We start from the raw sequence: 13293 nt of genomic DNA, 5'->3' as shown, positions 1-13293 counted from the left end.
AAAGGTATAATAAGATTATGAAGAAACAGACAAGCTTTAGAGCAAAATTACAGCATAATATTTTTAAATCAATTATTTTGCTGATTTTAATCGCAATTGTGGCCTTTGCCGGTTCACTTTTCATTTATTCCTATTCACTCAATCAGCGCAAAGCTGATCTTTTCAGCGAATCCTTAAGCAGTTTGTTCACAAAGACTTATCATGATTATGCCAAGTATCTTTATTCTGCGAATAATACACTTGATTATCAGGCTGTGCTTGACGGTACCAAGAAGGAACAGGATATTGTTTATAATTTCTATCAGATGACTTCTGAATTTGAAATTAAGGCGGATTTGATTTTACTGAATTCAGACCGCCAGCCAGTGCTTTCTACCATGCCCGCCGATGCCTTTAACAAACATTTTATGAGTTTTCTCGGGATTGTCATTGATAAGGCTTTGCCTGAAGAAATCGTATCAGCGGTATACAGCCGCGGTGAAACCTATTCGCGTTTTCTCATGTGTTATCCAATCATGGAAAATACTGAAATCAGCGGTTATCTCTTTATTCTGATGGATGGCGCTGACTGGAATTACGCGATTACCCGCGAACAGGTGGACGGTGTGATTACAGATCGCTTCGGCAATATCATCGCCTGCTCACAAAAGAGCTTTATTCAAAATTACAATCGCTTTAAGCTTGATTCTTCGCTGACTCATTATACGAATAACGGCCGTGAATATATCGTTAATCATCGCTATCTAAAGGCTTATGATATTACGATTTTTACGTTCAGCGGCTTGGAAAATCAGCTTGAACAGCTTTGGATCGGTATATTGATTATCCTGCTTTTGGGAATTACATTGTTTCTGATTGCGAAACGGTTTGCCAATCAGATTGCTAAGTCGAATACGGTGGCAATCAATCAGCTGATCAGTGAGATTGATAAGATTAAAAGTGATGTCCATCATCATGTAAAGCTGGAAGGCGAGGATGAGTTTATTCTGATAGCTGAGAATATTAATTCCATGGTGGATGAGATTAATGCCTTGCATGTGAAAAACAGTGAATTAGCGGATATCCGCCGTCAGTCGGAAATTAAACAGCTTGAGGCTCAGTTCAATCCGCATTTCCTCTATAATACATTGGATACGATCCGTTATTCGATTCTGATGGATCAGCGCATCGCATCAGATTTAATCATTCAGATGACAGCGCTTTTGCGTTATAGTATAAATAATGATTTAGATCAGGTTTATTTCAGTGAAGATTTAAAATACACATATATGTTTTTGAAGATTCAGAAATATCGTTTCAATGATCGTTTTGAGTATGAAATCAATGTAGATGATTCATGCGGCGAGGTGGTTGTACCTAAGCTTTTGCTTCAGCCAATCCTTGAAAACAGTATTAAATATGGTTTTGCGCATGCGAAAAAGCTGCTGATTACGATTCATGGCAGTGTTGATGAGGACGGCATGCTGCTGGTTGTTGAGGATAACGGCGCCGGTATGAGTCCAGCGGAAGTACAGGCTTTAAATCAGCGTCTGCGTTCAGATAAGAATGAAACCACTCATTATGGCTTATTTAATATTGCCCGCCGTCTCTATTTATCTTATGGTGAAAAGAGCACCTTAATTGTAGAAAGTGAGGTCGGCAAGTATACCCGAGTGAGTCTTAGAATACAAATCAGGGGAGATGATCACAATGTATAAGGTATTAATATGTGAAGATGAATATTTGATCCGCAAGGGGATTATTTTCAGTACCGATTGGGAAAAGAATGGCTGTGTTGTCGCCGGTGAAGCGGATAATGGTGAAGACGGCATTGAGAAAATCAAGGAATTGAAGCCGGACATTGTTATTACTGACATCAATATGCCGATTATCAGCGGCTTGGCAATGATTGATGCAACTTATGAGGAATTTGATTACAGCGTGATCATTCTGACCGGGTATAATGATTTCAATTATGCGCAGAAGGCAATTCGTTACGGTGTCAGCGAGTATCTGCTCAAGCCTGTTGAACAGGATGAGATGGATAAAGCGATTCAGCATGCGATTGAACAGCTGAAGATGCGTTTGCATTATCAGCATCAGGTTGAAAGCAAGGAAGCCATTCGTTCGATTCAGGTACTTGATGTAAAGGTCCAGCTGGACAGCAGTGATGATCTGGTTAACCGGATGGTAGAATACATTCAGGAAAACTATATGAATAAGATTACGATGAAAGAACTCAGTGAGGTATTCAGCTATTCTGAGACATTATTGAATAAGCGTTTTAAGGATGGCTGCGGGACAACCTTTAATGATTATCTCAATAAGGTGCGGATTCAGAAGGCGATTGATGCGATGCAGGATGAAAGCCGTTATGTCTATGATATTGCGACTGACTGCGGTTTTAAAGATTATAAATATTTCACAATTGTATTTAAGAAATATATCGGCTGTTCACCCAAGGAATTTATGAAGGCACTTAAGTAAAAAATGGGGTATTAGTTGTGAATAATACCCTTTTTTGTCTTTTTTTAGGATATGAAAGCGTTATCACAATTAATATAATAAGAATATAAGGAGGTAGGCAAATATGAAAAAATTGACTATATTGCTTACAAGTATGTTAATGGCACTTACGTTAGGTGCATGTTCTTCAAATGGTGGCAATGATACACCAAAGGATGATGGAAATAAGGATACACCGAGTGAAACGGGCGGTAAATTAGTTGTTTACTCACCAAACTCAGAAGGTCTGATTAATGCAACTATTCCATTATTTGAAGAAAAATACAATATCAAAGTTGAATTGATTCAGGCAGGTACAGGTGAATTGATTAAACGTCTGCAATCAGAAAAAGATGATCCATATGCGGATATTCTGTTCGGCGGCGCGCATTCACAATATATCCAAAACGCTGATTTGTTTGAAAACTATACGTCTAAAAATGAGGGCTTAATCATTCCTGACTATGCCAATGAGACTGGTTATACAACAAGCTATGTGCTTGATGGTTCATGCTTATTAGTAAATACTGAATTAATCGGTGACATCAAGATTGAAGGCTATGCTGATTTATTAAATCCTGAATTAAAAGGTAAGATCGCGACAGCAGATCCAGCCAGCTCTTCTTCTGCATTTGCGCAATTAACCAATATGTTATTAGCAATGGGCGGCTATGAAGATGAAGGCGCTTGGAATTATGTAAAAGAATTATTCACAAACATTGATGGTAAGATTTCATCAGGTTCAAGTGCAGTTTATAAATCAGTCGCAGATGGTGAAATGGTTGTTGCTTTAACTTATGAAGATCCAGCTGCTACATTAGTTCGCGACGGTGCGCCTGTTAAGATTGTTTATCCGGTAGAAGGTTCAGTTTATCTGCCAGCTACAACAGGTATCATCAAGAATGCTAAGAATATGGAAAATGCTCAATTATTCGTTGACTTCATCACTAGCAAAGAAGTTCAGGATATTTATGGTACAACATTGACAAATCGTCCGGTATTGAAAGAAGTTGAAGTTGCTGATTTCATGACACCGATGGATGAAATCGTGCGTATTGAAGAAGACCGTGAATATGTAAATTCTCATAAGGATGAAATTGTTGAAAAATATAAAGATATTTATACTTCAGTAGCTAAGTAAAGAAGAGGGTTTAGTATGAGTGAAATTAGAATAAAGGATGCCGTCAAAAAGTACGGTGATAATACCATTATTAAAGATTTATCTTTAGATATAAAGGATGGTGAACTATTTACTTTACTGGGTCCATCAGGGTGTGGTAAAACAACGTTATTAAGAATGATTGCTGGATTCAACTCAATTGAGGGCGGTAGCTTTTATTTTAATGATAAGCTGATCAATGATATGGATCCAAGCAAGCGTAATATTGGTATGGTTTTCCAAAATTACGCGATCTTCCCGCATTTAACCGTTCGCCAGAATGTTGAATTTGGGTTGAAAAACCGTAAAGCTGACAAGGATACTTTAAAGACAGAAACCGATAAGTTCTTAAATGCCATGCAGATCATGGAATATCAGGATCGTATGCCGGAACGTCTGTCTGGCGGTCAGCAGCAGCGTGTCGCTTTGGCCCGTGCATTGGTTATTAAACCTGATGTATTGCTGATGGATGAACCACTAAGTAATCTTGATGCTAAGCTGCGTTTGGAAATGCGTGTGGTTATCCGTAATATTCAGCGTGAAGTAGGTATTACAACAGTATATGTAACTCATGATCAGGAGGAAGCTATGGCTATCTCTGATCGCATCGCCGTAATGAAAGATGGTGTTATTCAGCATGTAGGTACGCCTAAGAATATCTATCATCGTCCGGCTAATGTTTTCGTAGCAACCTTTATCGGACGTACGAATCTGATTAAGGCAGAATTGAAATCAGGTGTGATTCATTTCAGCAATGGCTTTACGATTGAACTGGATCGCTTAAAGGATCTGCCGGATCAAAGTGTTCAAGTATCAATTCGTCCGGAAGAGTTTGTGCTTTCACATGAGGCACAGGGCAGCGGCTTTAAAGCTGTGGTTAATGATTCTGTTTATCTTGGTTTAAATACTCAATATTTCATCAAGCTGGAAACGGGCGACGAAGCACAGATCGTTCGTGAAAGTACGATGGAAGATGATTATGAACCAGGCAGTGAAATGTATTTAGGTGTAAATAAGGAAAAAATCAACGTATTCACAGCGGATGGCGAAAGAAATCTCTTGTTGAGTGAATGATATGAAGAATAACAACAAGTTTAAATTAGACTTATGGGGCGGAATTACCTTAGGTATTTTGATCCTGTATGCAATCTTCCTGCTTTATCCATTGCTGAATATGTTTAAGGATGCGGTTATTGGGGCTGCTGGTTTAACGATGGAGCACTTTGCCAAGTTCTTTTCAAGACCTTATTATACCAATGCTTTAAAAAATAGTTTCGTGGTTTCCTTTGCGGCAACGTTCACTTCGATTGCCGTTGGTACACCTTTAGCTTATATTTTTACGCAATACAAGATTAAAGGTAAAAAAGTAATGCAGATGCTGATCATCATCGCTTCTATGTCAGCGCCATTTATCGGTGCTTATTCATGGATTTTGCTGATGGGACGCAGCGGCGTTATCACAAATCTTCTGAAACCTTTAGGTATTATATTACCTGATATCTATGGTTTCGGCGGTATTCTGCTTGTATTTACCTTACAGCTGTATCCGTTGGTATTCCTCTATGTTCAAGGCGCGTTATCCAATGTTGATAATTCCTTGATCGAGGCCAGTGAGAATATGGGCTGTACAGGCTTCAGACGCTTCTTCAAGATTATTATTCCATTGATTATGCCTACTCTGCTGGCATCCTCATTGCTTGTATTTATGAGGGCTTTCGCTGATTTCGGTACACCGATGCTGATTGGTGAGGGCTGGCTGACATTCCCGGTATTGCTGTTCAATGAGTTTATTTCTGAGGTAGGCGGTGACTCTGCATTCGCAAGTGCTTTGTCGATTATCGCAATTTTAATTACTACAATATTCTTCCTCGGTCAGCGCTGGCTTTCTAACCGTAAGTCATTCTCAATGAATTCACTGCATCCGATTGAAGAAAAGGAAGTTCATGGTTTTAAGAGCTTCTGGCTGCATTTCTACTCTTATTTTGTAGTTGGTTTCGCGGTTATGCCGCAGGTCTATGTTATTTATACTTCATTTATGAATTATAAGGGCATGGTCAGACAGCCGGGCTATTCACTGGATCAGTATAAGCAGATCTTCTCATCATCGTTAGGCAGATCTGTATGGAATACATTATTTATACCGATCGTCGCTTTGATCATTATCGTATTGCTGGCAGTATTGATTGCATATATCGCGGTACGCCGCCGCAACTGGCTGACCGGTATTGTTGATACGATTTCCATGGTGCCATATATCGTGCCGGGAACAGTTATCGGTATCGCGTTGATTACAGCCTTTAAACGGCCGATTACCGGTGGTATGCTGATCATGGTTATCGCGCTTGTTATCAGGCGTCTGCCTTATACGATTCGATCCTCCGTTGCGATATTGCAGCAGATTCCAATGAGTATTGAGGAAGCTGCGTTAAGCTTAGGCAGCAATAAAGCAAAAACTTTCTTCAAGATCACGATGCCGATGATGTCTGCCGGTATTATCTCTGGTGCGATTCTCTCATGGGTAACGATGATTTCTGAATTGTCGACAGCCATTATCCTATATTCTGTAAAGACGCAGACACTGACAGTATCTATATATACGTCGGTTATCCGCGGTCAATATGGTGTGGCAGCCGCCTTGTCAACCGTATTAACGGTACTGACAGTTATTTCCTTATTGGTATTCAATAAGTTCTCAGGCGGTAAGAGCGTTCAATTATAGAATTGTAAAGCTCAGCAATTTTTATGAATTGTTGAGCTTTTTTTCTTGAATTTGATGCTGAATAGGAGTAAAATATATGTACGGCTCGTTGGTGAAATGGTTAACACACTGCCCTCTCAAGGCAGCATTTACGGGTTCGAACCCCGTACGAGTCACCATATGCTAATAAACGTCTAGAAATAGGCGTTTTTTTTATGCTTAGTGCTATCAATGTCCAATTTATGCCTTAAAATAAAAGAAAAGAAAGCTATAATGCTTGTTTCTAGTCCTTCAATGAGTACATTTTAGAGTCTGTATTCGAATTATCATTATAACAATGTCAAAATAAAAATAGCTTAATTGGCGTATTTTTGCATTTAATCGTAATTCTTTGATATAATGTCGTTGTTTGTTAGCTGCTGAAATGGTAAAGGAGGAATGCAGATGGATCACGGACTTATAAGTATTATCATACCGGTTTATAATCGTGAAGATAAAATTGGCCGCTGTCTGGATTCAATTCTCGTTCAGACATTTCATGATTTTGAAATTCTTATTGTTGATGATGGCAGCACGGATCAGACTTTAGCGGTATGTGAAAGCTATATGGAAAAGGATCAGCGCATTCAATTATTCCAAATTGAACATCGGGGAGTATCGGCTGCCCGGAATAAAGGCATTGAAGAGGCCAGCGGACGTTATTTGCTTTTTGTTGATTCCGATGATTGTATCGATGCGGAAATGACAGCTGCTCTCATGGCACAGGTCAAGGCTTCGGTTTTAGTTATGTGCGGTTATGTTTTAGAAACCGAGAATAAAGCTTATGTGCATGTCTATGATGAAAAAAAGGCGGTAAGTCTATGTGATAAAACGGAATTAGCGGTATTCAGCCGTAAAAGTCTGTTAAATTCACCTTGCAACAAACTTTATGAACATCAAATCATCATGGACAGACAGCTGCGTTTCAAAGAGGAGCTGCATTGCGGTGAAGATCTGGTGTTTAATATGAATTATTTGCTGGCAGTTGATCAGATACTTGTAATTAATCAGCCTTATTATCATTATTGTTGGGGCGGCAGCAGTCTTTCCAGAACCTTAAGCAGCAACAGTCTTCTTTATGTTGAGCAGATGCGTCACGAGGTTTATGCACTGCTTCCTTTCTATCACTTAAAGGAAAGGGATATTGCTGAAATCTATCGCAGTATTTTAGCTATGAATTTGAATATACTGGATGCCAAAGGCTTTTATTATCGGTTAATGAAAAAGGATTGGATGAAGGATAAGCTGAATGAAGATCTAACGGCATTAAAACCGCTTTTAGCATATACTTCAGTTTTTGTCCGCTTACAGGGCTGGCTGCTTGAACATCAGCTGTATACCATCGAATGGCTGCTGCGCCGGATGTATCGGCTGGTTCGAAATTATCAATAATCTGATTTATTTGAATAACACTACCGGGGGGCAAAAGCCTCCTTTTTTTGGTTGGAATTACCAGTAACTTGTTTGCTTGATGATTTGATAATGAATCACTCAGTTGATAGAATGAGTATGCCTAAATTTAAAACAGCTTTTTTTCAACAGGCTGTTGAAAGAGATTATCGGCTTATATGCATCAGCTTTGATAAAATGAAACTATGAAGGAGGTTTAACCTTATGCCTATTTATCAACCATCAATATTAGTATCTAATATACTTGATCCGCTGACTCATAATGAGCAGGATCTGTGTCAGCTTTATCAGCGTTTAGGGGAACTGAAACGGTATGCGAGTATTGAAACACGAATCATGAAGGAAGCATCAGTACGAGCTGTCTGTGATGAAGTGTTTAAAACCGAACAGCTGACGTTTTGGATTACCGGAGAGCTGTCGCGGGCTGGTCTGAATTTGTCCTCAGTCAATGAGTCAAACCGGCTTTCAGCAGTGGAAAAAGTAAAGGAAATGATGCAGCTTGCGGCACTTGACCGATGCACATGGCTGGGGATTGCCAGCGGCGGCATTGAGACGACACTTAATGAAGGCATTGACGCTTTTGTGAAATCAGTGAGTGAACTGCTTGATGAAATCAATATGAAGGCCTATCCATTCAAACTGATTATTGAACCCTTAGATCAGTTTGCCCATAAATGCAATGTTCTTGGCACCACTGAGACAGTCTTAAGCTTTATGCATCGTCTGCCGGCATCAGCCATAGAGGATAAACAGGTTTGTTTATGCTGGGACAGTGCTCACATGGCTTTAAATGAAGATGATTTTGAAGCATCCTTTGCCGCGTTGGCACCCTATATCGTCCGGGTACACTTTGCGAATGCCATCCTCGATAAACAATCACCGCTTTATGGTGATCATCATTTGAATTTTTGTGAAGAGGGCTTTTTAACGCTTAAGAGTGCCCGTGCGATCAAAAAACTGATGGATCACTATCTCACAGGTGAAATCAGCGTTGCTGTGGAAATCCGTGAAAAGGAACGTGACCACGCGTGGCAGCTTGAGGCTGAAAGCTATGCTTTCTTGATCCAGGTGCTGCAATGAAGCGGGTTATGATTCTTGGTGCTGGCAAGTGCGGCCGCGGGTTTATTCCGCGTTTTCTGCATGATGTTAACCTATGCTTTTGTGATAAGGATGAAGCCTTGATTCAATCCCTCAACAAACAAAACAGTTATCAGATTCATTTTTTCAATGATCGGCCGGCACTGACAATTAACTATGAGGAATGCTGTGTTTTCGGCAGTGAAAAGGCGCATGAAGCACTCATTACTGCTGATATTTTATGTATTTCTATCGACTGTTCCAACTATGCCGACATCGCTGTACAGCTTAATGAATGGATCAAAGAACGTGAATTTCCATTAATCATACTGTTTTTTGAAAATGCTGTTAATGCGGGCGAAAAGCTGCTGGTTCATTTAGATCAGGCAGCGGCAAATAATTGTGTGCTTTTGAATGCCGGTGTATTTACCACAACAGAAAATGCGGAGGGCCTGGATATGATTTCGCAGGATCTGGATTATCTGCCGATTCAAAACAGCGGCTTGATCTTGCCTTTAAAGGGGATAACGCGGATTGATGATTTTACTTCATTAATGAAACGCAAGCTGTACACATATAATTGTCTGTCAGCGGTTATTTGTTATCTAGGCTATCTGAAACATTATGAGTGGCTCGCTGAGGCGGCTAATGACGCGCAAATTCATGAAAAGCTGATGATTCTGCTGCCGGAAATGAATCAGCGGCTGGCCGATTATTTTCAGCTGCCTTTAGGAGAACAGCAGCAATTTGCGAAGAACGCGCTGATTAAATTTTCTGATCCTTATCTAAAAGATCCCATTTCACGCAACGCGCGCAATGTCAGCCGCAAGCTGGGAAGTGATGAGCGTTTATACAAACCGCTGCAATTATTGCATGATGGCGGACGGGATGTGCTGCTTGAAACGATCGCCGCCGCCTGTGTCTATGATTTCTATGAGGAAACGCATCAGGGCATCGCATTATTAAATCAGTTTAGCTATACCGATGAGGAATGTGTAAAAATTAAAGCTTATTATGAATCATTCATTTTGCAGCAGCCTCCTGCAAATGCATAAATTTTCAAAATCAGAGATCAAGGATACAATGAAATCAGAAAGGAGGGGTCGATGATGGAAGGATGTGTCATATCAATATTAAGAGGTTATACGTATGAACAGGTAAAGGCAGTCTGTGATACCTTATGTCAGAGTTCAAAAGTAAAGAATGTAGAAATAACCTTAAATACTGAAAACGCGTTGGAAATCATAAGCAGAATTACCAAGGAATACGGGCATTGCCTGCATATCGGTGCCGGTACAGTCGTTACCCATGATGAAGTAAAAGCAGCTATTGCCGCGGGTGCAGAATTTGTTCTATCACCGGTTGGCTATACGAAAGCAATGATCGATACATGCCACGCTCATGATGTAATCGCTATTCCCGCCGCCTTTACACCTCATGAAATTTATACCCAGCTTCAGCTTGGTGCCGATCTTGTCAAGGTTTTCCCAGCCAATGAGCTGAGTTGGACTTATGCGAAAAAGGTGATGGAACCATTGGGTGATCTGCCATTATTAGCGGTTGGCGGTGTTAATGCGGAAAATGTACAGGAAGTATTAAACAGTGGCTATCATTACGTTGGCTCAGCAGGCGGTATTTTTAAGAAACAGGATATTATAAACTGTGATCATGAAAAACTGCTTGCATCATTGCGCAGGTTTGAAGCGGCGCTTGATGGAGAAACCCATGCTGTCAGCTAAACAAAAGGAATTGCTGAATATTTTACTGCGTCAGCAGCAAAAAAGCACGGTGGAACAATATGCCCGTCAGCTGAATGTTTCAAAGCGAACGGTTTATTCCTATCTTGATTTACTTGAACCTGAACTCAATCAGCGCGGTTATACATTGCTGCGCAGCCCTGGTCAGGGGGTTGAGGTAATCAAGGGGAAAGCCATCAATGAAGAAATGGATGAAGAAACGGATCTGTTCTCCATTGAAAGCCGGCGGATGGAATTGGTTTACCGCATTCTGCTGAAGCAAAACAAGGTATCACTGGATGCCTTTGGTGATGAATTCTTCATATCTGAAAGCTCGATCCGCAAAGATATCCTTGCCATGAATCAGCTGCTGGAAAATTCAAGCGGGCTTCGGTTTAATATCAGCCACAAGGAAATCACGCTCAGCGGTGAGGTCAATGAACGCAGTGTCTGTGAAGCCTTGATTCAATTAAATGAAGGCTTTCTGATCGGCAATGACTTTCATGAAAAGCTGGCTCATCTCAGCGCACTTTATGATATGCAAATCATTCAGGCGGTAATTGCCTTAGTGACGGATTATATTCAGGATGTGAAAATCAATCTCGCTGAACATTATATGACTAATATCTCCTCAGTGTTAATCGTATTAGCCAGCTTTGCATCCGCCGGCCGGCATATTCAGGATGAAGACAATCTGCTTGACTATGACCGCATTCGCTTTTTACCAAATCAAATTCTCGCTAAGCAGTTTCTCTCAACGCTGACCGAGCAACTGAATGTTGAATTCAGTGAAGGCGATGCTCAATTTCTTGTGGAATATCTTGTTGCAGACCGCATTCAGATTCATAATTTTGAGAAAATCATGGAAGCTGATCGGGTTATCTTTGAAAAGATCCTGCAAAAAATGGAAATGCTGATCTATGTTCAATTCTCAGATAATGAGGAATATCGGAATAATCTGCTGCTGCATCTCAACGCGATGACCTTTCGTCTGCGTAAGGGGTTAAAGCTTAAAAATGAATTGCTGAAACAAATTAAAAGAGAATTTGAGATGCTGTTTAATCTTACTTGGGTCGTACTGGAAAGTGAAGCCGATGCCTTGCATATTCACATCAGTGAGGATGAGGTTGGTTTTCTGGTGATTCATTTCCAAAATTTTATCGATCTTCAGCAGCGTACTAAACGTATCTTGCTGATCTGTCCGCAGGGCATCGCAACCTCAGAACTGATTTTAAACCGTTTGCGCATGGTACTGCCGGCCTTTAACGCGATTGAAACAGCTTCTACCTCTAAAGCGCTGCGCTGCAATTTAGACAGCATTGATTTTATCGTATCAACTGTTGATGTAGAAGATATTCATAAACCGGTCGTCCGCGTATCACCGGTCATCACGGATGAGGATCTGCGCAATATCATGTCTTTCTATCAGCAGCAGATTCTTCAGCCGCCGAAAAGTGAGCGCAGTGAATTAAAATTATCCACCTTAAAGCGCTATCTGCATCCTGATTTTATTATTGAAGGTGAAGCTGAAAGCAAGGAAGAAATTATCATGAACATGGCGGAATTGCTGAAGCAGGCCGGTTATGTAAAGGAAGGGTATGCCCAATCCATGCTGAGCCGGGAAACCGTAGGTTCAACGGATAATATTTATCAGATTGCGCTGCCGCATGGTGATATCAAGCTGGTTAATAAAACGATCATCAGTTTCTATTTGCTTAAAACAGCAAAAAAATGGAAAAATCACACCGTCAAGCTCGTTATTTTCTTCAATATCGCGGAAAATGATCTGACAATCAGTAAAAAAATCTTAGATGATTTATACTGCCTTATTAAAAGCCGTGAGCTGGCAGAGGCATTCAGACAGAAAATTGATCAACGTACGATTCAGGTACTGTTAGGAATAGGGGAATATTATGATTAGAAAAGAACTTGTATTTGTAGATGAAGAAGTTGACAGCCAGAGTGAAGCGATTGAAAAGCTTGTCCATCAGGCGGTTCAGCTTCAGGTTATAGAGGATGAAGAGAGCTTTTTAAAAGCCATCTATCATCGTGAAGAAGAGTTTTCTACCGCTGTCGGTTTTGGCGTAGCTATTCCGCATGGTATGAGCGACACAGTACGCGAAGCTTTTGTCGGCTTTATGAAACCCAAACATACGATATTATGGGGAAATGAACAAAAGGAAGTTGATCTGCTGTTTATGATCGGCGTACCGGAGAGCAGAAAAAATGTGATTCATTTAAAGCTGATTTCTCAAATCAGTAAAAATCTGATGAAGCAGGAATTCAGAGAAAAGCTGTTGGCTTGTAAAAATAATGATGAAGCATTTCAATATTTAGAAAAAATAAACGAAGATATCGCAAAGGAGCTGAATTAAATGTTTGTAGTTGGTATTACGGCTTGTCCGACAGGCATTGCTCATACTTATATGGCACAGGAGTCATTAGAGGCTGAGTGCAGAAGACGCGGGTATGAGTATCACATTGAAACACAGGGAAGTATCGGTATTGAAAATGAATTAAGTGAAGAGGACATTGACCGTGCGGATATGATTATTTTAGCAGTAAGCATTCAAATTGAGGAGGAAGAACGTTTCGAGGGGAAGAACGTTTATTATGGCAATGTTGATGAAGCTATTTCATATCCTGAACGGATTTTAGATAAAGCATTAGAGCATTATGGACTAAAATAA

General features: G+C 40.3%; 12 protein-coding genes and 1 tRNA gene. All 13 read left to right on the top strand.

Annotated features, from left to right (window positions below):
- Positions 1 to 17: 17 nt before the first annotated feature.
- Complete coding sequence (locus DAHG_RS10510; protein ID WP_022938311.1) at positions 18 to 1697, top strand: sensor histidine kinase; 1680 nt, start codon at positions 18 to 20, stop codon at positions 1695 to 1697.
- Positions 1690 to 2466 carry a response regulator transcription factor gene (locus DAHG_RS10505; protein ID WP_022938310.1) on the top strand — a complete coding sequence of 259 codons (777 nt, stop codon included), beginning with the start codon at positions 1690 to 1692 and terminating at the stop codon, positions 2464 to 2466. The genes DAHG_RS10510 and DAHG_RS10505 overlap by 8 nt, the downstream gene beginning before the upstream one ends.
- A 103-nt stretch (positions 2467 to 2569) precedes the next feature.
- The gene (locus tag DAHG_RS10500) at positions 2570 to 3625 is read left to right on the top strand and encodes an ABC transporter substrate-binding protein (RefSeq protein ID WP_022938309.1); all 1056 of its coding nucleotides are present in this window, start codon (positions 2570 to 2572) and stop codon (positions 3623 to 3625) included.
- A gap of 15 nt (positions 3626 to 3640) precedes the next feature.
- Entirely contained in the window at positions 3641 to 4717 is a 1077-nt protein-coding gene (locus tag DAHG_RS10495; RefSeq protein WP_022938308.1) for an ABC transporter ATP-binding protein, read from the top strand.
- Position 4718: 1 nt separating this feature from the next.
- Positions 4719 to 6362, top strand: coding sequence for an ABC transporter permease (locus DAHG_RS10490; protein ID WP_022938307.1), 1644 nt, complete (start codon positions 4719 to 4721; stop codon positions 6360 to 6362).
- 82 nt (positions 6363 to 6444) lie between these two features.
- Positions 6445 to 6520, top strand: a tRNA-Glu gene (locus DAHG_RS10485).
- Between the two features lie 265 nt (positions 6521 to 6785).
- Positions 6786 to 7772, top strand: a complete 987-nt coding sequence (locus DAHG_RS10480; RefSeq protein WP_022938306.1) for a glycosyltransferase family 2 protein — start codon at positions 6786 to 6788, stop codon at positions 7770 to 7772.
- Between the two features lie 222 nt (positions 7773 to 7994).
- Entirely contained in the window at positions 7995 to 8870 is an 876-nt protein-coding gene (locus tag DAHG_RS10475) for a sugar phosphate isomerase/epimerase family protein (protein ID WP_022938305.1), read from the top strand.
- A complete protein-coding gene (locus DAHG_RS10470) occupies positions 8867 to 9922 on the top strand; it encodes a mannitol dehydrogenase family protein (RefSeq protein ID WP_022938304.1) in 1056 nt (351 codons plus the stop codon). The genes DAHG_RS10475 and DAHG_RS10470 overlap by 4 nt, the downstream gene beginning before the upstream one ends.
- A 51-nt stretch (positions 9923 to 9973) precedes the next feature.
- Positions 9974 to 10606, top strand: coding sequence for a bifunctional 4-hydroxy-2-oxoglutarate aldolase/2-dehydro-3-deoxy-phosphogluconate aldolase (locus tag DAHG_RS10465; RefSeq protein ID WP_026880938.1), 633 nt, complete (start codon positions 9974 to 9976; stop codon positions 10604 to 10606).
- Positions 10581 to 12524, top strand: coding sequence for a BglG family transcription antiterminator (locus DAHG_RS10460; protein ID WP_161650521.1), 1944 nt, complete (start codon positions 10581 to 10583; stop codon positions 12522 to 12524). Before DAHG_RS10465 ends, DAHG_RS10460 begins: the two co-directional genes overlap by 26 nt.
- Positions 12517 to 12978, top strand: coding sequence for a PTS sugar transporter subunit IIA (locus DAHG_RS10455; RefSeq protein WP_022938301.1), 462 nt, complete (start codon positions 12517 to 12519; stop codon positions 12976 to 12978). Before DAHG_RS10460 ends, DAHG_RS10455 begins: the two co-directional genes overlap by 8 nt.
- On the top strand, positions 12979 to 13293 hold the full coding sequence (locus tag DAHG_RS10450; protein WP_022938300.1) for a PTS fructose transporter subunit IIB: 315 nt from the start codon (positions 12979 to 12981) through the stop codon (positions 13291 to 13293).

The sequence above is a fragment of the Dielma fastidiosa genome (assembly GCF_000313565.1).
Taxonomy (GTDB): domain Bacteria; phylum Bacillota_I; class Bacilli_A; order Erysipelotrichales; family Erysipelotrichaceae; genus Dielma; species Dielma fastidiosa.
This window is presented reverse-complemented; position numbering and strand designations above follow the sequence as displayed.